The organism is Streptomyces sp. FIT100 (assembly GCF_024584805.1).
Classification (GTDB): domain Bacteria; phylum Actinomycetota; class Actinomycetes; order Streptomycetales; family Streptomycetaceae; genus Streptomyces.
Genome location: NZ_CP075715.1, coordinates 619,809 through 638,815, shown reverse-complemented (window position 1 = coordinate 638,815; position 19,007 = coordinate 619,809). Strand labels below are relative to the sequence as shown.

27 protein-coding genes are annotated in these 19,007 nt (G+C 71.3%); 7 read left to right on the top strand and 20 right to left on the bottom strand.

Translation table 11 applies throughout. From position 1 onward, the window contains the following. Nucleotides 1-43: 43 nt before the first annotated feature. The 6 genes from KK483_RS02620 (at nt 44) to KK483_RS02595 (ending at nt 4,813) form a co-directional block, all read left to right on the top strand. A complete protein-coding gene (locus tag KK483_RS02620; protein ID WP_262003356.1) occupies nt 44-607 on the top strand; it encodes a WhiB family transcriptional regulator in 564 nt (187 codons plus the stop codon). Next, entirely contained in the window at nt 604-1,635 is a 1,032-nt protein-coding gene (locus tag KK483_RS02615; protein ID WP_399013122.1) for a DUF2637 domain-containing protein, read from the top strand. Before KK483_RS02620 ends, KK483_RS02615 begins: the two co-directional genes overlap by 4 nt. A 104-nt stretch (nt 1,636-1,739) precedes the next feature. Then, nucleotides 1,740-1,964, top strand: coding sequence for a hypothetical protein (locus KK483_RS02610; RefSeq protein WP_262003355.1), 225 nt, complete (start codon nt 1,740-1,742; stop codon nt 1,962-1,964). 269 nt (nt 1,965-2,233) lie between these two features. Continuing rightward, complete coding sequence (locus KK483_RS02605; RefSeq protein ID WP_262003353.1) at nt 2,234-2,584, top strand: MobC family plasmid mobilization relaxosome protein; 351 nt, start codon at nt 2,234-2,236, stop codon at nt 2,582-2,584. Between the two features lie 4 nt (nt 2,585-2,588). Continuing rightward, on the top strand, nt 2,589-4,337 hold the full coding sequence (locus KK483_RS02600) for a relaxase/mobilization nuclease domain-containing protein (protein ID WP_262003351.1): 1,749 nt from the start codon (nt 2,589-2,591) through the stop codon (nt 4,335-4,337). A 110-nt stretch (nt 4,338-4,447) separates the two neighbouring features. After that, nucleotides 4,448-4,813 carry a hypothetical protein gene (locus tag KK483_RS02595; protein WP_313879507.1) on the top strand — a complete coding sequence of 122 codons (366 nt, stop codon included), beginning with the start codon at nt 4,448-4,450 and terminating at the stop codon, nt 4,811-4,813. Between the two features lie 190 nt (nt 4,814-5,003). Here KK483_RS02595 and KK483_RS02590 read toward each other — a convergent pair whose 3' ends face one another. The 3 genes from KK483_RS02590 to KK483_RS02580 all read right to left on the bottom strand — a co-directional run bounded on the left by KK483_RS02590 (nt 5,004) and on the right by KK483_RS02580 (nt 6,058). After that, entirely contained in the window at nt 5,004-5,186 is a 183-nt protein-coding gene (locus tag KK483_RS02590) for a hypothetical protein (protein ID WP_262003347.1), read from the bottom strand. Between the two features lie 236 nt (nt 5,187-5,422). Beyond that, nucleotides 5,423-5,647 (bottom strand): hypothetical protein, encoded by a 225-nt coding sequence (locus KK483_RS02585; protein WP_262003345.1) that lies wholly within the window; start codon nt 5,645-5,647, stop codon nt 5,423-5,425. A 36-nt stretch (nt 5,648-5,683) separates the two neighbouring features. Beyond that, nucleotides 5,684-6,058, bottom strand: coding sequence for a DUF317 domain-containing protein (locus tag KK483_RS02580; RefSeq protein WP_262003343.1), 375 nt, complete (start codon nt 6,056-6,058; stop codon nt 5,684-5,686). A 208-nt stretch (nt 6,059-6,266) separates the two neighbouring features. Here KK483_RS02580 and KK483_RS02575 point away from each other — a divergent pair, with 208 nt between their 5' ends. Continuing rightward, nucleotides 6,267-6,443 carry a hypothetical protein gene (locus KK483_RS02575; protein WP_262003342.1) on the top strand — a complete coding sequence of 59 codons (177 nt, stop codon included), beginning with the start codon at nt 6,267-6,269 and terminating at the stop codon, nt 6,441-6,443. Between the two features lie 166 nt (nt 6,444-6,609). Here KK483_RS02575 and KK483_RS02570 read toward each other — a convergent pair whose 3' ends face one another. From KK483_RS02570 to KK483_RS02490, 17 genes are all read right to left on the bottom strand, one after another. Next, entirely contained in the window at nt 6,610-7,485 is an 876-nt protein-coding gene (locus KK483_RS02570; protein ID WP_262003340.1) for a DUF317 domain-containing protein, read from the bottom strand. Nucleotides 7,486-7,515: 30 nt separating this feature from the next. Then, nucleotides 7,516-8,376, bottom strand: a complete 861-nt coding sequence (locus KK483_RS02565) for a DUF317 domain-containing protein (protein WP_262003338.1) — start codon at nt 8,374-8,376, stop codon at nt 7,516-7,518. Between the two features lie 41 nt (nt 8,377-8,417). After that, on the bottom strand, nt 8,418-8,891 hold the full coding sequence (locus KK483_RS02560; protein ID WP_262003336.1) for a hypothetical protein: 474 nt from the start codon (nt 8,889-8,891) through the stop codon (nt 8,418-8,420). Beyond that, nucleotides 8,888-9,697 carry a hypothetical protein gene (locus tag KK483_RS02555; protein ID WP_262003334.1) on the bottom strand — a complete coding sequence of 270 codons (810 nt, stop codon included), beginning with the start codon at nt 9,695-9,697 and terminating at the stop codon, nt 8,888-8,890. The genes KK483_RS02560 and KK483_RS02555 overlap by 4 nt, the downstream gene beginning before the upstream one ends. A gap of 1 nt (nt 9,698) precedes the next feature. Further along, the gene (locus KK483_RS02550; protein ID WP_262003333.1) at nt 9,699-10,304 is read right to left on the bottom strand and encodes a DUF4913 domain-containing protein; all 606 of its coding nucleotides are present in this window, start codon (nt 10,302-10,304) and stop codon (nt 9,699-9,701) included. 95 nt (nt 10,305-10,399) lie between these two features. Continuing rightward, nucleotides 10,400-11,320, bottom strand: coding sequence for a DNA cytosine methyltransferase (locus KK483_RS02545; protein ID WP_262009320.1), 921 nt, complete (start codon nt 11,318-11,320; stop codon nt 10,400-10,402). Next, on the bottom strand, nt 11,313-11,603 hold the full coding sequence (locus KK483_RS02540) for a DNA cytosine methyltransferase (RefSeq protein ID WP_262003330.1): 291 nt from the start codon (nt 11,601-11,603) through the stop codon (nt 11,313-11,315). Before KK483_RS02540 ends, KK483_RS02545 begins: the two co-directional genes overlap by 8 nt. Beyond that, nucleotides 11,593-12,195 carry a hypothetical protein gene (locus KK483_RS02535; protein WP_262003329.1) on the bottom strand — a complete coding sequence of 201 codons (603 nt, stop codon included), beginning with the start codon at nt 12,193-12,195 and terminating at the stop codon, nt 11,593-11,595. The genes KK483_RS02540 and KK483_RS02535 overlap by 11 nt, the downstream gene beginning before the upstream one ends. After that, complete coding sequence (locus tag KK483_RS02530; RefSeq protein WP_262003327.1) at nt 12,192-13,370, bottom strand: DnaB-like helicase N-terminal domain-containing protein; 1,179 nt, start codon at nt 13,368-13,370, stop codon at nt 12,192-12,194. The genes KK483_RS02535 and KK483_RS02530 overlap by 4 nt, the downstream gene beginning before the upstream one ends. Beyond that, entirely contained in the window at nt 13,367-13,603 is a 237-nt protein-coding gene (locus tag KK483_RS02525) for a hypothetical protein (protein WP_262003325.1), read from the bottom strand. The genes KK483_RS02530 and KK483_RS02525 overlap by 4 nt, the downstream gene beginning before the upstream one ends. 99 nt (nt 13,604-13,702) lie before the next feature. Next, complete coding sequence (locus KK483_RS02520) at nt 13,703-15,496, bottom strand: type IV secretory system conjugative DNA transfer family protein (RefSeq protein ID WP_262003324.1); 1,794 nt, start codon at nt 15,494-15,496, stop codon at nt 13,703-13,705. A 76-nt stretch (nt 15,497-15,572) separates the two neighbouring features. Then, the gene (locus KK483_RS02515) at nt 15,573-16,010 is read right to left on the bottom strand and encodes a hypothetical protein (protein WP_262003322.1); all 438 of its coding nucleotides are present in this window, start codon (nt 16,008-16,010) and stop codon (nt 15,573-15,575) included. 29 nt (nt 16,011-16,039) lie between these two features. Continuing rightward, nucleotides 16,040-16,354, bottom strand: a complete 315-nt coding sequence (locus KK483_RS02510; RefSeq protein ID WP_262003320.1) for a hypothetical protein — start codon at nt 16,352-16,354, stop codon at nt 16,040-16,042. 586 nt (nt 16,355-16,940) lie between these two features. Continuing rightward, nucleotides 16,941-17,399 (bottom strand): hypothetical protein, encoded by a 459-nt coding sequence (locus KK483_RS02505; protein ID WP_262003318.1) that lies wholly within the window; start codon nt 17,397-17,399, stop codon nt 16,941-16,943. Nucleotides 17,400-17,487: 88 nt separating this feature from the next. Continuing rightward, nucleotides 17,488-17,721 (bottom strand): hypothetical protein, encoded by a 234-nt coding sequence (locus KK483_RS02500; protein WP_262003317.1) that lies wholly within the window; start codon nt 17,719-17,721, stop codon nt 17,488-17,490. Then, nucleotides 17,688-18,797 (bottom strand): hypothetical protein, encoded by a 1,110-nt coding sequence (locus KK483_RS02495; protein WP_262003316.1) that lies wholly within the window; start codon nt 18,795-18,797, stop codon nt 17,688-17,690. Before KK483_RS02495 ends, KK483_RS02500 begins: the two co-directional genes overlap by 34 nt. After that, on the bottom strand, nt 18,790-18,981 hold the full coding sequence (locus tag KK483_RS02490) for a hypothetical protein (protein ID WP_262003314.1): 192 nt from the start codon (nt 18,979-18,981) through the stop codon (nt 18,790-18,792). The genes KK483_RS02495 and KK483_RS02490 overlap by 8 nt, the downstream gene beginning before the upstream one ends. Nucleotides 18,982-19,007: the final 26 nt, after the last annotated feature.

Below are 19,007 nucleotides of genomic sequence, written 5' to 3'. Positions count from 1 at the left end.
GCTCCTGCCCGAACGCGCTCTGGGGGAACACGGAGACATCCTCATGCACCACACCAAGACCCCACGGCCCCGCACCCTCGGCGACCACACCTGGCGCGACCGGGCCGCCTGCCGCTCGACCACGCACCACCAGGTCGACCCCGAACTCTTCTTCCCCGAGCCCGACGAGGTCGACCGCATCGCCGCCGCCAAGGCCCTGTGCGCGCAGTGCCCGGTCCGCAGCACCTGCCTTGACGCTGCCCTCGAAAACGGCGACCGCGACGGCATCCGGGGCGGCATGACCGAGGAGGAGCGAGAACTCCTGCACGGCAGGTTGGAGCACCGCCTCAACTACGCCCGCGTCAACGAGGTCCTGGCCGGCCGCGACATCCACCTCACCAAGGCCGAGCGCCGGGCCGTCGTCCGCGCCGCCTACCAAGCAGACATCCCCGCCGAGCGGCTCGCCCGGATGCTCAAGGTCACCGAGGAGCACGCCGGGAAGCTCTACCGCCGCACCTGTCGCGAGATCCGAAACCGCGCCGTCGACCAGCAGAACAACACCCCCCAGGCACTGAAGAGTCCCACTGCCAAGCTCCCGGCTCGCGACGACCTCGGGACGGCAGCGTGAGCCACGTCGTGCCGATGCCGGCGCGGATCAACGGCTGGGACCGGGCTGCCGTCGTTGCCCTCGGCGGCGCGGGATGCGCCCTCTCGTATGACGCGCTGCAGCAGATGGCCACCGCGATCCACGTCCGAGGACTCCTAACCTTCCTCTTCCCTCTGGTCATCGACGGATGCATCGCGTACGGGGTACGAGCCCTCCTCGTCCTGCGCACCGCCCCGCTTGCCGCCCGCTGCTACGTGTGGACGCTGTTCGGCACCGCGACCGCAGCCAGCATCTGGGCAAACGCACTGCACGCCGTACGCCTCAACCAGCAGCAGCACGACGGTGCAGGCCTCCGGCTCGGTGACCTCACAGTCGGCGTCCTGTCCACGCTGGCCCCGCTCGCCCTGGCTGGAGCCGTCCACCTGTACATCCTGATCGCACGGCGGGCCACCGAGGCCGATCTGTCCGGACACCCGGAGACTCCCGATGTCCGTACGGATTGGGTCACCGATGACCGTCCGGACACCTCCCCGGCCAGGGGTGAACGAGGCCCAGCCCCGGTCACCTCCGGACACCCCGCCGAGTTGCCCGGCCCCGCCACAAGCCGCCCCGCGGTCACCAAGGGGCCGGACACCTCGGAGACCCACACCCCGGACACCGTGTCCGGAGAGCGGGAGAAGCCGGTCGAACCGGAGCCCGAGCACGGCGGCCGCGACGCTGACCAGGGCGGACACCCCGCCCCCAGACTCCGCCCGGTCACCCACCCCGCCGACCCAGCCAAGCGTCCGGACACCCCTTCGGGCGCGGCCCCGGAGGCTGGGCCCACCGCCCGTCCGGACACCGGTGACCGCAAGTCGGCCCCGGTCACCGACGAGCAGCTTCTCGCGATCGCCCGCCAGGCGGTCACCGAGGCAGGCGACCTGACCCGGAAGGTCGTCGCGGACGCCATCCGCGGTTACGGACACGGCCTCGGGAACGACCGGCTGACCGTCCTGATGCAGCACCTCCGCAAGGAAGCGGAACAGGCTGCGGACACCCGGACTGCCTGACCGGACAGCCCGCTCGGCGGGTGCGCCGGCCTGTCCACCCAGACCGGCGCACCCGCCGAGCACACGAATCCCTCCCGCCCCACACACGCACTGGAGCCGCTACCATGCGCACCACCTCGGCCACTCGAGCCGAAGCCGACGCCTGGATCACCGTGCTCAGCCGGTACGGACACCTCCACCACGCCGAACCCGGCCCCGACGGAGCCTGGACCGTCAAGCGCACGCCCACGAGCACACCCCGCACCCTCCACCACGCGGTCTTCGCGCTCGACTTCGTCGCCGAGGTCCTGCGCGACGTACGCCGCGACCCCTCCGGACTGCCCCGATGACGCCCACCGATCCCACCTCCGCCCCCGCTGACCTGGGGGAAGGTCACTGCCCGGCACGAGGTCGAGCAAGCTGTACCTTCCGAAACTCCTCCGCAGCCACGGGCCGCGGAGGAGGTTCGGAAGGGCTTGCCCCCACCCCCCAGGGGGCGGGGGAGGCCCGGCACCAGGGGGAGCCAGGTCGTGGGGTCGCGACCGAGGGCGGATCGCAGCCGGAGGGACAAGAAGCCGCGCCTTCCGCGCCGCGTACGCGCCCCCGCCTGCGTCAGAGCGTGCACCGCGACCAAGTCCGCAGCGTCCGCCTGACCCGAGACGAACTCGACATCGTCAAGCGCGCCGCCGAAGCCGTCGGCCTGAAGACCGCCGGGTTCCTCGCCGACGCCGCGGTCGCGGTCGCCCAGGCCCAAGGCGACTCCAGGGCATGGCTGTTGGACCAGCGCGGACGCGTCGAGGAGCTGATGTCCGCCAGCGCCCAGCTCGGCCGCGCCGGCAACAACCTCAACCAGGTGGCCCGCGTCCTCAACTCCGGCGGCCGGCCGGAGTACGCCGACGACGCGGTCGCCCGCGTCCTGCGCGCCGCCGCACTGGTCGAGGCCGCCGCCATCGAGATGGCGAGGCGCTGACAGCGTGGTCCCGGACATCTCCACCGGCAGCCGCACGTACGGACTCCTCGCCTACCTCTACGGACCCGGCCGCCGGGACGAACACACCGACCCGCACCTCGTCGCCGCCTGGATGCCGGAACTCGCCCCCGACCCCGGACGTGACCCGGCCGCCACTCTCAAGCAGCTCACCGACCGGCTCGACCTCCCCATCCTCGCCCTCCCCAAGGACCGCCGCCCCGCCCAGCACGTCTGGCACTGCCCCGTCCGCACCGCCCCAGGCGACCGGCACCTCACCGACGCCGAATGGGCCGAGGTCGCCCGCCGCATCGTCCACGCCACCGGCATCGCCGAGGAAGGCGACGACAAGGCGTGCCGCTGGATCGCCGTACGCCACGCCGAGGACCACATCCACATCGTCGCCACGCTCAAACGCGAAGACGGACGAAGCCCCCGCCGGCACCAGGACGGCATCCGCGCCCAGGCCGAATGCCGCAAGATCGAAAAGGAGTGGGGCCTGCAGATCCTCAATGAGGGCGACCGCACCGCCGCCCAACGCCCCACCAGCGCCGAACGCGCCAAGGCGGAGCGCACCGGCCGCACCGAACCGCCTCGTGAAACGCTGCGTGAGCACGTCCGCCAGGCGCTGGCCGGCGCAGCCGACGAGGACGAGTTCTTCCGCCGTCTCACCGAAGCCGGACTTCGCCTCGACAAGCGTGTCGCCCCCTCTGGAGACATCCTCGGTTACAAGGTCGCCCTGCCCGGCGACCGCAACCGTGACGGCGCGCCCATCTGGTTCCCCGGCTCCCGACTCGCCCCCGACCTCTCCCTCCCCAAGATCCGCCAACGCATTGCGGACGGACCGCCCGAGGACGGGCCGACGACCGTCACGGGCCCCGCCCCACGGGCCGCTCGCCCACCGGGTGCTCGCCGAGACGCCGCTCACGTCGTCGAGCAGGCCGTCACCGTGCTCGCCGGGGACGACGACGCGGCAGGCGCCGCTCAGCTCATCGGCGTCGGCGAACTCCTCGACGCCGTCGCCCAGACCTCCCCGGCCTCCACCCGCAAGGAACTCGCCGAGGCCGCCCGCGCCTTCGAACGCGCCACCCGCTCCCACACCCGCGCCGAGCACGCCGACCACCGCGCCCTCCGCTCCGCCGCGCGCGGCATCGTCCGAGCCGGCAACGCCCTCGGCAAAGGCGAGGATGGCGGCACCACGGCGATGCTCCTGTCCACGATGGTCCTCGTCACGATCGCTGCCGTCCGCTGGCACTCGGCCCGCGGTCACGCCCAGCAGGCCGCCGCCGCCCGACAAGCCGCGCAGCACCTGCGCGCCGCCTACCAGACCGCGTCCGCCACGCCCATGAAGGCGATGCGCGAACAGGGACGCCGACTCCCCGCCCCCGTACGCGACCGCTACGCCCACACCGTGGAAGCCGCACTGCCCGGACAGGCCGATCACGTCCTGCGCGAGCCCGGCTGGGACGTGCTCGCCGCCACCCTCGCCCAAGCCGAACGAGTGGGACACGACCCCGACGTACTGCTCCAACAGGCGATCGAATGGCGCGAGTTGGAGACCGCCGACAACGTCACTGACGTACTCGTCTGGCGCCTGCGCCGCATGGGGAAACTGCCCGCCGCTGCGGACCTGCCCCGCACACGCGCGCACCCGCGGACACCCCCGCCGCAGCACCGATCCCCGAAGCCGCAGGTATCCGAGCCCACGGCTCGCCACGACACGAACAGTACCCGCAGGCCGGGCCCACGGCGCTGACCAGCACCTCAAAGCGCTGGACACCCACGGCCAACGCTGTTAGTGCTGGTCAACAAGAGGACGAGGAGACGATGCCAATGCTCAGCGAAGACCTCCGGACCCGGAGAGTCGTGTTGCCGGAGACGGCAGCCGACGACCCCTTGCTGAGGCTCCAGCAGGAGACGCGGCTCGGCGACGGCATCATCCGCCTCCGCGCCACCACCCACCCGGAGGAAATCCGCATCGGCGGCATCCTGGTGATGTGCCCGAAGTGCGGAGCCCGGCGCGACTGGATGGTCATCTGCGACCGCAGCGAGATCAGCATCCGCTGCCGATGCGCGCACCAGTGGGTCGAGCCCGAACTGACGCGCGCGGACTACGACGCGATGATCGACTTCGGGGGCCAGGACTATCCGAGCCTGGAGGCCGCCGCGCAGGCCGTGGGCTACGACGGCACGCTCGCCCGCACCTACCTGTCGGAGCTGCGGCCTGAATAGAAGCCTGCCCGTGGCATCAATGCCCCATGGCCGGACGAGAGCTCTACCCGGGCGAGTCTTTCAGGAGGTGCAGGGACGCTCTAGGCACGAGCCTGATGCGCGGGTGATGTGCATCGAGGCTCGTGGGACGAAAAGCGCCGAGGGCTGTCCCAATTGGGACAGCCCTCGGCGTTCGAGATGCGTCGTGGAGTCAGGCGTCAGCAAGGTGGTTGGCGAGGTGCAGCGCGTCGATGGCCACGGACAGCGCTGTGTGCAGACCGATTACCTCCAGCAGCGTGGGGTGGACGACCGGGGTCCACTCCCCGCGAAGGTTCGGCCACGTGGCGAGGGTGACGTTCGCTGAAGTCAGGCCGAGGTATGCGGTGACGTCCATCCCGCCGGAAGGGGCGAGTTCCCAGGACAGCCGAACGGAGCCCGGACGAAGGGAAGCGGGGTCTTGCGCGGACACCCAGGTCGTGGGAACCGGCTCGGTGGCGCATCGGGGCACGGAGCGGACGAGAGCACCACGTACGCCTGGAGGCATAGGGCGTTGGGCGACATTGCCGAGGAGCAATGGCGGGACCGGAGGGTTCTTCGCGCCCGCCGCGAACTGCGAGCGTGACCAGCGGTTCACACGTCGGCCCAGTCGAGCTGAGTGCGGACTTCAGTTGGCAAGACGCCCTCTTGGCCGTTCTCGGCAAGGTAGACGGCACCGCCCGGGCCGCTGATCTCGATGACGTGACCGATGCGGTGGGTCTGGGGCCAGTCCGGGTTGATGGCGAAGTACGCGGGGAGATCCGGGTCGACTGCCTGGAGCTGGTGGATCAGTTGGCGAACGGTGATCTCGCGAGGCAAGAGAGACTCCTGAGTTGGTGAAGGGGGTGGCGTAGGTCAGACGCAGGCGCAGTGGCGGTTAGGGAAGGCGATGACTGCCGCGAGGAACCCGGCGACGGCCTGGGCCGGGACGCTCGACCCGAAGGTCTGGCTCCATGCCACCCGTCCGTCGGCTTCTTTGACCTGGATGTGCCACAACTCGCCGCGCTCCGCCTCCTTGGTCTCGGGGAGGAACCCGACGTACACACGCTGGTCAGGGCTGGAGCAGTGGACGTTGGCGGCGAGGTCGGGGATGACGTCCCACCCCCGGTCTTTGAGGAGGTCGACGACCGGGCCCGCACAGTGGCAGTCGAGCAGCCACTCGCGGTCGCCGAGCGCCGAGTGACGAGGTGCGGCGGGGACATGAGACGGGGCGGTGGCAGTAAGCGTCACGAGCAGCAAACCCTTCGTTGACCTGTGGTTTTTCGAAGCGGTCGTACGTTGACATGGTCGAGGAGTAGGTCTCCAGTCCTTCCTAGAGGTGCGCGTCTGCCGTGGGCGAACTGGCCATGACAGCGCCCGCGTGTGACCAGTCGGAGGAATGGATCGGTCGCCCCGGGAGCTGTTTTCGGGGCGACCGATGGAAGGCGGGAAGAGCGGCGTGCTGGACCACGAGATGGGTACGTACGACGAGACCGTGGATGACGTGGTAGCGGCGTCCTTGGGTCGATCCCGCATGGCGGACGGCAGACGGATCGATCTGAGCGTCGAGGAGCTGGCGGAGGCGGTGGGCGCTGGCGGGGGCGAACTCACCTGGAGCGTCGTGGAGCCGACGTGAGCTAACGGCGGCTCGTGCGAGCTGCCGGGAGCCACCGCCCGGCCAGCGTCCTGGGTACGTAGGGACGACCACGACCGCCTCGGTTGAGCGGGGGCGAGCGGCCTCTACTTGCATCGTGGGTCGAACGTGCCAGTGTGCGTGAGAGGCCGTCGGTGCGGGCTGCCGTTCACGAGCGTGCCGCAGCGGCCCGCCGTCGATGGGCGAGGCGGGTCGGTGGGACAGCACTGGGGCTGCCCGTCGTTGCGGACGCCGCTGGTGCTCGGCGGACGAGGTGACCCACGTGGGAGCGCGCGCGTGCGGCTGCGGCACGTCGGACGTCCAGCGGAGTCGGCACCGGGGGAGACACGGGGCGTATCTGGGCGGCACCGCGGTTTCGCTTGGGAACCTCGATCTCGTATCGGAGTACGGGGGCTGGGTCGGCCAGGCGGGCGGTGGTCGCCGCGATCAGATCTACGGGGACGCTGGAGGTGAACGTGGCGTACCAGCGCGAGCTGAAGCCGTCCCGGCCGCCCCAGAGCAGCCAGCGGTCCTGGTCGCCGCGGAGTTCGGCGTGTCGATCCAGGACCCCGCCCCTGTAGGTGAGGCCGGCGATTTCGTCGGGCGCGGTGAACAGGGTGGTGAGCTGCCAGCTTCCTCGCTTCCATCCGGCGTCTTCCAGGGGCCGAAAACCTTCCTCGGCCGGTCGACCGGGACCGGTCAAGGCGGCGTCCGGATCCTTGGCGTAGGTGGTGGCGAGGGCGGAGGTGAAGGCGGTCACCAGCTCCGTCGGCGTGTTGGAGTCGAAGGTGGCCAGCCAGTCGGGCGGCCCGAACGGGTCGCTGTGGGCGGCGACCTTCCACAAGGTGTTGTCCGTGACCTCTGGCAGGAATCCGAGCCGGACGTGCTGGTCGGGGGAGGAGACGTAGACGTTCGCCAGCTCGTCGCTGTGCGCCATGCAGCCGTGGTCGAGGAGTGGTTGCATCGCCGGGTCGCCGACGGTGGTGGAGCCAGCGAGGTACAGCGGGGTCACGTAGACGTCGCCGTCGAGCGTGTGTGAGGGCATGCGGGATCTCCGGGTGTGAGCGGCGGGCTGTCAGCGCTGGCGGCGTGAACGACTGTGCGCGGCAGGTGATCCGGGCGAGGTTGCGGCCTCCGCCCCGGGCGCGGCTGCGTGGATGGCGTACGGCCGACGGGCCAAGGCCGCCTGAGCCCGGGGCACGGTGGCCATCGGCTCGGCGAGACGCACGTGCACCAGGTCGTGGTGGCGTTCGGGGATGTCGCCGACGAAGCGCGGCACAGCGTCCGCGCTGGTGAGAGCGGTGGCGGCAGCGGTGCGCAGGTGATGTGGGGTACTACTGCTGAAGAAGGCCCTCCAGGTCGGCACGTGGACGGGATCGACGCCGCCGGACAGACGCCACATGGACTTCTCCGGAGTCAGCAGCTCGGTGTACTCGTCGTGCCACCCGCTGCGCGTGCGCAGGGCCGCTCGGCTGTCGGGCGAGACGATCCAGTACGGCCGACTTCCATGAACCGGCTCCCAGTTGCTCTGGCGCAGTACGTCCTCCTGGCCGAGGCCGGTGTAGTCCTTGCCGTCGCTGAAGTAGTCCCGGAAGTGGTTGGGCAGGCTGTCGACGAGCGTCTTGGTGAAGGCGACACCGATCTCGCGGGGCGTGTTGCGGTCGAAGGTGGTGATCCAGTCCGGAACGCCGAGCGGGTCCTCGGCGTAGGTGATCGTCCAGCCGCCGTAGTGGCTCTCCACGGGGTTGGCGATACGGACTCGCTGACACGGGCTCGCGTAGTACGCGTCCGTACCGAAGGCGACGGTCTTCGTCCAGCCGACGGCGTTGTCGAGGACGCTGAAGACGGGCTCCCTCGTCCCGGGACCTGCGAGGTGGACTGGCGCGACGAGGGCCTCGGTACCCGGGGCGAGATCGCCGAGGTCGAGAGGCGGCATGGGGAAGTGCCTCCGGGCGGTGGCGGATGAGGGGCTGGGCGTCATGAGGGGCGGCGTGCTCGCGGCGGAGCTGCGGAAGGGGCGGGGTCCGGCGAACCTGCGTGTGCCGGACCGGCGCTCCCGTGCAGGGATCGGGACCGGGCCGCCTGGGCGCGGCGACCGTGCACAGGCGATGTCCCGGTGGATGCCACGCGTTCGCGGTCCAGGCGGTGAGCCGCGGTGCGGTAGGTGGCCTGGTCCTGGCGCTCGCCGACCGCGAGGAGGTAGATCTCCCGGCGGTGCTGCGAGGTCGCCGGGGCGTCGCGGTACTGGACGACCATGCGCCAGCGGGTCTCCGGATCGACGTAGATCTTGTGGCAGCCCGCGAGCTCGCGGGTCAGCGCCGCGCCGCGTTCGTTGCCGTGGACCAGGTGCTGCAGTTCCAGCAGGGCCAGGTCGCGGATGCTCTCAGGAACGGAGCGCAGATCGGCCAGGGCTTCGGGGTGCGCCGCGAAGGCGTACCGTGCCCGGCTCACCGTGCACTCCCGCGAGAGCGCGGTACGGAAGGAAGCGGGAGGTGAGGAGCCGTGACAGGCGCCGGGGGAACCGCGAGACCAGCGGCTCCGGCGAGCGGCGAGCGGGTGAGGGCAACCTGGGCCCTGCGGACGACGGTGGCCTGCGGGGCCGGTGCCAGTGGAAAAGGAGTGTTGCGGTCCATGGCCCGGTCGTCCACCGCCTCGGCGCTCGCGAAGGCTCCTTCGCGCACCGTGTAGGAGCGGAAGTCCTTGGCCGTCTCTTCGAGGAAGAGACGGTAGGGGGCGTGCGCCGAGTCCGGGCGGGTGTAGTGGACGAGGGTGCGCACCTCGGTGCCGACGTCGAAGGAACCCGGGTTGTCGGTGTGGTGGTCGATGACCTCGTACCGGCCGTCGGGATGGGTCCGGAGCAGGTCCTCCAGCTGCGTGGTGATCGCATCGGCGGGGCGTGGCCCGCCGTTGCGGCTCGGAGCGGTGGCCTCGGGCGGGCAGTCCTGGCGGATAAGCCAGTTCTGGGCGAGCGGGACGACGGGGGCCCGCTCGTACTCGAAGTCGAAGGTGCGCTGCTCCACGTCTCGGGTGAGGTGCAACGCGAGGTACTCCGCTGTGCCGGGCACATCCCAGATGGCCGCCCGGTCGTAGAACAGCAGGTAGGTGTCGCGTCCGTCGTCGCTGTGGTGCTCGGCGAGGGGTACGAACATGTCGTCTGCGAGCGTGACCGAGAAGAAGTCCTCCTCGATCCGCACGGTGGCTGCTTCGAAGCCGTCGATCCGGTAGTCCGGAGCCTGGGGCTCGTGTGTGTCGGTCATGTCAGGCTCCCGCAGGCTCGGGCGAGGCGAGAAGCCGGTGGTTGGGGCGGGTAGGGCTGGTCGTGCACGCTCCGAATGGACCATCGGGAACGCGAAGTTGGAGAAGAGTCGGGTCGAGGTGGTCGCGGTGCCATGTCGAGGGGCCGGTGAGGCCGGCCTCGGTGTCGGTGAGCTGTTGCCAGGCCAGCCACAGGGCATGGAGGCGGGCCACGGCCTCGGGGTGCTCCTGCCACTGCCGGCACCACGGCCGGCCGGTGGTGATCTCCCGCCCGTAGACCGGCAGCAGCAGGTCGTGCACCCAACTCGTCAGCGCCGCGAGTTCCTCGACGTATGCCTTGTCGTCGAGGGCCAGGATGAAGATGGACGCCGGGCGTTCCTGTGAGTCGCCCGGCTCGGCCGTCGCCAGCGCGGCGACCGAGCCCTCGCCATCACCGCGCTCGGCTCCGTCGCCCTCGTCGTCCGGGGGCGGAGCGTCGTTGGTGAGCTGGGCGAGCGTCTCGCCCTGCTTACGGCTCTCCGTGACCAGCCTCGCGACCGTGGCGACCAGGTCGTCCAGATCGTGGTCCGCCACGCGAATCGGCTCGCTGTCCTGAGCGGGTTCGGCCATCGCTACGCCTCCGCAAGATCGGGTGGTTGGGGTGGCGAGGATCCGAAGAAAACCGGGTTTGGCCAGGCCGGGAAATCCGGTGTAGAGAGCGCCGTTCACCGCGAGCCGTGATGGCCGCAGACCGCGACGGGAGGAGCGAGGATCTCCAGCGCGCGAGCGGCCTGCTGCGGCACGACTCCGTTGCCCAGAGCGGATAGTTGGGCTGGGCGTCCCAGTCCCGGAGTGGCCGTCACCCAGCCGGGTTCAAGCCCTTGCATCCACTCGACGAACAGCGGGCTGAGGCGCCCCGCCTCGTCCGTGGGCAGGGGCGCCGGGCGCGTTGCCCTCTCCCATCGGGCGATGGCGGCGGCGTACGGTCCCCACGCCCTCCGTCCGTCGGCGTCTGAGCCGTGAACATGGGGAGCGCTACCGCTGAGAGCGGGGGCCGGAAGCCCGCGCCCGGTCGGCGTCCCGGAGTGCCGGTGTCGCTTGCCCGTGGGGTCGGCAGCAGTCGGGCAGCCGCCGAGGGCAGTGTCAGGTCCCCGTTTCCGTGACGCTGGTTTGGCGATCCCTTGGCTCCGTCCGACGCCTTCGGTGTCGGCAGCAGCCACTCGACCTCGTCCGCCAGATTGGGGCCGTGGCCGCCCTGTTTCCTCTTCGTCGGGTGCTGACTCCCTCCGTTCGTCGCCAGGTTGCTCGTCGGCGTCTTCAGCAACGGCGGCCCGCCAGGTGGGCCAGGCGGCGAGGAAGATGCGCTCACGGCGGTGCGGGGCTCCGACTTCAGAGGCGCGAAGCACGCACCAGCGCGCATCGAACCCGAGGTCGGCCAGGGATCCGAGTACGGCACCGAGTGCGCGCACAGCAGGCTGGCCTGCGGTGTCTCCCAGACACCACGGGCAGGGTTCCACGTCGCCAGGGGAACCGGCGGGGGAGGTGAGGAGTCCTCGGACTTTCTCGATGACCACCAGGCACGGGTTGAGGGCTTCGATGGCACGGACGATGTGCAACCACAGACCGGACCGGGTGCCATCAGCCAGTCCGGCGCGACGGCCGGCGACCGAGACGTCCTTGACAGGGGAACCCGGCCGTCAGGACGCACACCTCCGGGACATCGGCCCAGTTCACGGCCGTGATGTCGCCGAGATTGGGCACGGCCGGCCAGTGTCGGGACAGGATCCGGGCTGGGCCTGGATCGACCTCGGCATGCCAGGCGATCGTTCCGCCGAAGACGGCTTGGACGCCGAGATCCAGACCGCCGTACCCGGAACACAGGCTCCCGATAGACGGCGGGTGCGCCGCTGCCTGGAGATCAGCGCGCATGGCGGGACACCGGCATGTAGGCGAGACGGATCGGCTCGGTCGCGGGCAGCTCGGCCGGGACGCGGTAGATCGAGTTCGCTGGGCGTGCCGAGCGGCTCAGTGCCGCGAGGACACGAGGCGGGGTGCCGTCGATCCGGTCGGCAGCGTGCCGCAGAGCAACGAAGGCTTCCTGCAGCGAGTCCACGGTGAGGTCCAGCCGGTCCTGCACGACGTCGAACGCGGCCTGGCGGGCGCCATGGAGGTCTGCCGAGGCTGGGGCTTCCGCGTGCTGGCGCAGGAATCCGAGCTGCTCGAAGGCTTCGGTGTAGTTGGTCACGGCGCGTCCTGCCGGGGCGGACGCGCTGGTGTACGCGGCGATGACCGGACCGAAGTCGAGGCCCGGGTCGTTGTCGGTGACGCGGAAGAGGACCTCGTCGGACAGGTCCTTCACCAGCCCCGTCAGCGCGGCGAGGTGGTGGGACGCGGTGACGAGGTCAGGCAGGGAGTTCGTTGTGTACGGCCCGACAATCTCGTGGCGGGCCTCCTCGAACTCCCGGGCCACCGTGTACAGTTCGTCCTTCTCCAGACCTGCGCGGCCGGTGTGGCCGGTCATGACGGACTCCGAAGGTTGTGGCGGGAGGGCAGCGCGGCGCAGGAGGCCGCGACCGGCGCCGCGGGGGCCGCTGCATCCGCGAGGCGGCTGCGCGCACGGGCGGCGTCGATACGGGCGGCAGGTGGCGGCGCACCGGGCTGGCTGGCCGGCGGCCGTGGCTCGGGTTCGGCTTCGCGCGCGAGGCGCAGTCGGCGGCGTACGTCGTCCAGCGGGCCGAGCGCGTGCAGGGCGTAGCCGATGAGCTGCCCGGGCGCGAGCGCGTCGCGGTCGGCCAGGGCGCCGACCTGCCGGGCCGCGAGGGCGGCCGTGCGGACGAGGGAGGCGTGGACGACCTGCTCGCCGAAGTGCTCGGCGGCCCCGCCCACAAGCGGATCGCAGATCCGCATCACACGCTCGGTGTCGAGCGTCCCGTCTGCGAGGGTGCCGCGACGCTGGGTCTCCCACAGCACGGTCAGCTGGTCGATGGGTTCGCCGCGATGGTGCAGGGCCCCCAGCGCGCGGTAGAGCTGCTGATGGCCCGGGTCGGCGAAGTCGCCGGGGCGGAGCCACCGCACCAGGCCGAGCAGCTGCTCGGGGCGGGCGGCGAGGCAGCCGAGGAGGAACTCCTCGTCGGCGAGGACCTGCTCGCCCACCGGCTGCGGGCGCTCGGCCTGGGGTGCGTACGGGGTGGGCGGCTGCACGGGACGTGTCTCGGTGCCCCAGCCGCGCGCCAGGTCGGCGAGTACGTCGGTCAGGACCTGGGCGTGGTGCAGCGTCTCCTCCACCGTGCCGGCCCGGCCGTCGGCGAGCGCGGCCTGATGGAGGCGTGCGGCGTGCTGGGCCACGCTGCGGTGGATGGACCCCTCCAGGACCATCCGCCCGTACACCGGGGCGTGGTCGGGGCGCGGACACGCCGACGCGAGGGAGTGCAGATACGAGGCCGTGAGCCCGCGGGTCCGCGTGCTCGCCTCCCGCAGCGTGTCGGTCACCCAGGCCAGCGGGACGGGGAAGCCGGCCGTCGTGGCTGCTGCCGGGTGACCGGCGGCCTTGAGCTGGAGCATCGTGGAGTAGATCGCCGTGTGCGCGGGGCGGGAGAAGTGTTCCGGGCGCAGCCAGGGCGAGAGCCTGTCGAGTTGGCCGGGCTCCAGGAAGATCGCGCCCAGCACGGCCTGCTCGGCGTGGACGAGCGGGGTCACGGCTGTGCCTTGTGCGGAGGCTTGGCCTGGGCGTGGATCTCAGCGACCGTGTGGTCGGCTGCGGCCAGGTCGGCGGCGAAGCGGTCCAGTTCATCGGTGAAGGCGGGGTCCGAGGCGAGCAGGGAGCCGGACGGGGACACGAGCCACCAGTCGGCGCCGCGCCGAACGACGGGTGCGCCGGCGAGGCGCTCTGACCGGCGGATCGAAGCCCAGGACGGGGCGGGGTGGGACATGTGACTACCTCAAGGAGATGGGGGCGAAGGCCCAGGGACGCGACGGTTGGGGGCGTGCACCCTTGCGTCTCGCCAGCCGGGCACCTGGCAGCACCGAGGTCATGCGGCCGGACCGAAGTCGTCTCGGCGCAGGCCCTTGGCCAGCGCGCGCTCGGTGATCGCCGCGGTCGCCGTGGCGGACGCGGCGCCGAGCCGGTCGGCGTCCGGCTCCCGGTACCAGGGCTTGAGGTCGAGGAGCGCGGGGCGGATGCCGGTGGCCAGCAGCAGCGCGGAGCCCTTGCGTAGGGCGCGGATCGCGTCGGTCGGCAGCACGCGCTCCTGGCGCATGGAGACCGATGTGGATTTGCCCGACTCGCTGGTGGACACCGAGACCGTACGGACGTCGTGATCGCCCACCAGGCGGCTGAGTTTGTCCGCGAAGTCGGCGTCGTCGATGCCCGAGCCGACGAGTTTGATCGTCGCGGCGGACCACAGGGCGTCCATCCCTGCCTCGCCCCAGACCCGGACGCCCTGGCGGTAGGACTGCAGGATCGTGATCGGGATGACGCCGCGGGAGCCGAGGTGCGAGTACAGGTCCGGCAGGTCGGCGATCTTGCACACGTTGGCGGCCTCGTCGAGGATCGCGAGCAGCGGGGCGTCGAGCCGCCCGCCGTCGAGCTCGGCCTGGATGACGGCCGCGCGCATCACCCCGTCGGCAGCGGCGGCGATGATCGCCGAGGCGGAGCCGCCGCCGTCCTTCGACAACAGGAACAGGGTGTCATTGCTGGTGGCGAACGCCTCCGGCTTGAACTCGCGGATCTTGCCGAGGCCGCTGGGTGGCGTGACCCAGGCGGCGATGGCCGGGTCGAGCAGGCAGCTCGCGTACTGCCGCGCGGTCTCGAAGATGCCGTCGCGGGTCTCGACGGCGCCGGCCACGGTGCCCTGGAGCTGGGCGGCGACCGCGTCGAGTCCGGCGTCCTGGAGCAGGTCGATGGGGGAGCGGTCGGCCGGCGAGGCGAGCCAGGCCAGGACGTCGGTGATCGGCCGCCGGTCGCGGGCGGCGGCGAGGAACAGTGCGGTGAGCGTGTTCGCGGCGGCGGTGGACCAGAAGTCGCCCGCGCTCGACTCGTCCACGGAGGCGGTCACGAAGTGTCCGGCCAGACGGCGGGCCCCGGCGAGATCGCGGGCGTCGGCGAGGATGTCCCACCACATCGTCTGGGGGGCGTGGGCGATCTGCTGCGGATCGAGCGTCCATACCGTGCCAGCTTCGGCGCGGGCCGCGAGCGTGGCGGTGTAGGCGTCGCGGGCCGCCTTGTTCGAGGTCAGCAGTACCGGTCCGGGCGCGCGCAGGATCGCCGGGATCGCCAGGCCGGAGGTCTTTCCGGACCGGGGTGCCATGATCGCCAGGATCACGTCCTCCCACGAGGAGCGGACCTCGCGTGCGCCGGGCGTGAGCGTGCCGAGCAGGACGCCGCGGTCGTCGGGGACGATGTCCTTGGGCTTGGTGCCCTTGAGGCTCGGACGGAGATCGATCGCCTTGGCCGCGATCTTCTTGGGCATCAGGTCGGCCAGGTCACGCTGGTCGGCCAGCCCCTTGGGGTTGCCGCACAGCCGCAGCCACACCTTCGCGCCGAGCAGCGCGGCGGCCAGGAGTACGAGTGCGGGCAGGACGTAGCAGGCGCCGACGAGGACCGGCTGTGGAAGGTGCGGCCAGACCTCGTAGGGGTGGAGCAGCGCCTCGGTGGGTTCGTACGGGGCCCAGGGGCCGGACCTGGTGAGGGTGTTGGCGATGTTGCCGAACAACCAGGCCAACGTCCCGGCCCCCAAGCCGAGGCCGGCGACGGACAGCATCAGGTACAGCAGGAAGTCGGTGCCGGTGGTGATCGAGGGTGTGCTCGTGCGTGCAGGAGACAAAGCGCGGTCCCGTTACGTGGTGCGAGAGGGGCGATGGGCTGGGGCTGGCGGGTTCTTCTAGTGATCACGGGGGCTCCTAGCGGCTGCGGTGGGCGGAGGTGGAGGGAGCCGCAGGCGCGGCCGGGGCGGTGGTGTCCGGGCGTGCCGGTGGCGCGACCGGGCCGGCGGTCGGCGAGGACGACGTGGCCGCGCCGCTGATCCGGTGTCGCCGGATCTCGTCGCGTACGGCGGTGACGGCTTCCTCGGAGACCAGGTCCTCGGCGACGTTCGCGTCGAAGCCCCGGGCGCGCAGGAGGCACGCGGCGCGCGTGGCGCTCCGCTTCTGTTCCTCCTCGGGCAGTCCCTCGGGGAGCTGGTGCCAGACGTAGTGCGGCGGGACGGTCTTCTTCACGAAGCCGCACGCGGCAAGCACCTCGTGGGCTCGCGGGTCGCCGCAGTCGGCGATCACCTCGCCGCTGAACGGCTTGCGGTAGATCTCGGCGTCGGTTCCGCACTCTTCGTGCAGGAAGGACACGCAACGGCCCTTCTGATGAGGGGGATTGGTCAGCGCGTTCGGATCGGCCTGGACGCGGGCGGTGGAGCGGCAGCGGACGCCTCGGGTGTGACGGTGGGTGTTCCGGTGCGCTGGGGCACCGGGGCAGTGGCGTAGTAGCCGGCGACCCGTGCCTGCCAGCTCGGCTTCGCCGGCCGATCGAGTGCCCGCAGTTGGTCGGCGGCGTCGTGCAGGTCTTCGCCGAGGTCGGTGAGCGTCGCCGCGGCTTCCGCGAAGTCGCAGGACAGATCCCAACCGACGTCGGTTTCGGATGCCTTGGCCTGTTCGGCGGCGGCTTCGAAGAACTCGCTGAGGCGGACGAGCACACCATCGTGGGGTCCAGGACGTGCTCCGCGAGGTCGGCCGCAGTCTCGTACGTCTCGGCGCCGTTGAGTTCGTCGGTCAGCCGCAGGACCTGGTGGCCGTGGACGTGTTTGCCCTGGGGGTCGGAGGGCGTGGTGAGGGGGCCCATGTGCAGATCGGGGCCGAGGCCGACGCGGTGGCCGACGGCGGTGAGCATGCGGGTCGCGTGGCTGGCCATCTGGTTCTCGCGGGTTTCGCCCATGTCCCAGGGCAGGCGGTACCAGAAGGATCGGGGCGTCGTCTCGTCCGGAGTCGGGACCGGCGGTGGAGTCATGATCCTCGGGTCGGCCGCGACGGAGAGACCGGCGTCCTGGAATTCGCGGGTGGCCCTGGCCACGGTCCGTGCCGCCGTGTTGTGGGGCGTGTTGTCCGCCAGCAGGTAGACGTCGAGGTACTCGCTGTAGCGGAAGTGGTGCTTGCGCAGGACCTCGTCGAGGAACGGTCGGTCATCCGCGACGGCGGCGGCCACCCCGTAGTCGGGGTGCATCCCGAAGGCGACGTCCGGTTCGAGTTGCAGAGTCATCGCGTGGGCTCCTTGGTGGGTGCGGTCTAGCGGCTGCGGACCGGTTGCGGGGCGGAGGGGGCGGGGCGGTACTCGACTGCGGCGGCGGGCCGCGCCGGCGGCGCACCCGCGCGGGCCGGGGAGATGGCGGTGGCGGCCTGGGAGCGGCGCTGCTGGGCCGCGGGCGTCACCGTTGAGGCGGAAGGTTTCTCCAGTCGCTCCAGGAGGCCCCGGCCCGTGCCGAGCCGGGTATAGGGCTGGAGGTCGTATGCGACATCGGCGTTGACCCTGTACTGCGCGGCCCGCAGGGACTGGACCGCCTGAGCCCCGCGCCGTACTGGGTCACGCTGCGGATCGGTGAGCCCGTACAGAGTGCTGCCGGGCAGCCGCTCGAAGCCGACGAGCCGCAGGATGTGCTCGGCGACGTGGTTGTCGTGCGACGTCGCCGCCACGACGCCGTACTGGTCGTGATGGCCGACAGTGATGTGCGGACGTGTTTCCGCCACGAAGATGCACCTCGCAGAGGTCGGGGCCGTGCGGAGGACGAGGATGCGGCCGGAAGGCGGATTTGGTGTGGCCGTGGATTCGCGCTAGTCAGCGTGAGCGCGGCGGCCTGCTGGAGTTGAAGAGGCGGATGGCCGGCGGACCGGCGTTCTTCTCGATCGCCGCGGTGATCTGGCGAGCGGCGCGTGTTGACCGGACCCGCTGCGCACGGAGCGGTCGGGTCGGTGGCGCGGGCGGCGCCTTGTCGGCGCGTGCGATGTCGGCGAGGACGCCGGCGTTGTCCATCCAGGTCAGGGAGTAGTGCCAGCCCTCGGCGTTGCGCATGGACACGGCGTCCGCGAACACCGCCTTCGAGCGAGGATGGTCGGGCAGGAGCGCCTCGGCGCGACCACCTGGAACTCGGCCTGCACCCGGGCGCCGCCGTCCAGTGCCTCGCGCAGGGCACGGAGCCGGTACGCCCAGCGCCCGGCCACGCGCTCCGCGGGGTCAAGGAGAGGAAGCGTTTCCTCGGCGTGCGCGACCAGAGCCTGACCGTGCTCAAGGAAGGGAGCGAACTGCGCCCACATCTCCGCGTCCCGGACCTGCTGGCGCAGGCCGTACCGCTCGTCGAGCGGACAGTGATCGGCATCGCACAGGCTGTCCGAGACCGCGTCCCATTCGGCCAGAACGCGCTGGCCGGCAGCCACCGACTTGGCGACATGACTGAGCCGGGTCTCGCGGACGGCCTCCTGGTACCGAGGCAGCAGGCGGGTTGTCACTCGGGAGGCTGCTCGCACCGGGTCGGTGCTCACGACGATGCCGTTAGGTGTCCTGGTGGTGGTGTCGAACCCGCTACCTCGTGGCTCGAACGCGACGACCAGGAACTCGTGCTTGCGCAGGGGGCGGTCGGTGACCAGGAGCTCGATGCCAGAGTCACTGGTGAGTACGGCGCTTCGATGTGGGGTGAATTCGGAGAAGGCCCAGCTCACGTGGCCGTAATCCCATACCCGTTCGCTGAGCGGGAGCTGGCCTTCCTCTGCAGCGCGTTCGTGGACGGCGGAAGTCCAGGAGCCGGGGAGTCGGCCCGACAGTTCCTCGGCGAACTCCGCGAGATCGGCCCGCGAGTCCGGCCGGCGCGGTGACGGGGTCGGAGGGTGCGCGGGCTCTGAACCACGGGGCGGCGCCGGGTTGGTGGGCATGGGGCCGTCGAGCGAGGCGTCGTCGATGGCGATGTAGTGGCTGGCCACAGCGCTGTAGAGCTGCTGAAGCGTCGCCCGGACATAGGCGAAGTCGGGATGCCCGGTGGAGAATCCGGCATCGAGCAGCAGCCGGTTCGCGGAGCCGAAGTCGTCGTGGATGGTGGCGGCGGTGAGGCCGAGCTGCGGGTGCTTGCCCAGCGTGATCCATGCCAGCTCAGCCATGGCGGGTCTCGCCCTCGTCGTGCGCGTCAGGGCGCCGGTCGGCCTCTCGCCGTGTCGCGCCCACGGGATCGCACGGGCTGGGGGTTACGGAGGCATGGCCGAGTGCGGTGTGGGCGCGAGCGGCGTCGGCGTAGAGCTGGACGAGGCGGCGCAGGCCGCGACGGATGGTGCGCTTCAGGTGCATGGCGGGGCGGCTTTCTGTGCGGAGGG

Bases quoted from the DNA above. Each gene is read 5' to 3' on its own strand.
- KK483_RS02620 (WP_262003356.1), top strand. From the start codon at position 44: ATGCACCACACCAAGACCCCACGGCCCCGCACCCTCGGCGACCACACC.
- KK483_RS02610 (WP_262003355.1), top strand. From the start codon at position 1,740: ATGCGCACCACCTCGGCCACTCGAGCCGAAGCCGACGCCTGGATCACC.
- KK483_RS02590 (WP_262003347.1), bottom strand. From the start codon at position 5,186: ATGGACGTCACCGCATACCTCGGCCTGACTTCAGCGAACGTCACCCTC.
- KK483_RS02570 (WP_262003340.1), bottom strand. From the start codon at position 7,485: ATGCCCTCACACACGCTCGACGGCGACGTCTACGTGACCCCGCTGTAC.
- KK483_RS02565 (WP_262003338.1), bottom strand. From the start codon at position 8,376: ATGCCGCCTCTCGACCTCGGCGATCTCGCCCCGGGTACCGAGGCCCTC.
- KK483_RS02555 (WP_262003334.1), bottom strand. From the start codon at position 9,697: ATGACCGACACACACGAGCCCCAGGCTCCGGACTACCGGATCGACGGC.
- KK483_RS02550 (WP_262003333.1), bottom strand. From the start codon at position 10,304: ATGGCCGAACCCGCTCAGGACAGCGAGCCGATTCGCGTGGCGGACCAC.
- KK483_RS02540 (WP_262003330.1), bottom strand. From the start codon at position 11,603: ATGCGCGCTGATCTCCAGGCAGCGGCGCACCCGCCGTCTATCGGGAGC.
- KK483_RS02535 (WP_262003329.1), bottom strand. From the start codon at position 12,195: ATGACCGGCCACACCGGCCGCGCAGGTCTGGAGAAGGACGAACTGTAC.
- KK483_RS02525 (WP_262003325.1), bottom strand. From the start codon at position 13,603: ATGTCCCACCCCGCCCCGTCCTGGGCTTCGATCCGCCGGTCAGAGCGC.
- KK483_RS02500 (WP_262003317.1), bottom strand. From the start codon at position 17,721: ATGCGCAACGCCGAGGGCTGGCACTACTCCCTGACCTGGATGGACAAC.
- KK483_RS02495 (WP_262003316.1), bottom strand. From the start codon at position 18,797: ATGGCTGAGCTGGCATGGATCACGCTGGGCAAGCACCCGCAGCTCGGC.
- KK483_RS02490 (WP_262003314.1), bottom strand. From the start codon at position 18,981: ATGCACCTGAAGCGCACCATCCGTCGCGGCCTGCGCCGCCTCGTCCAG.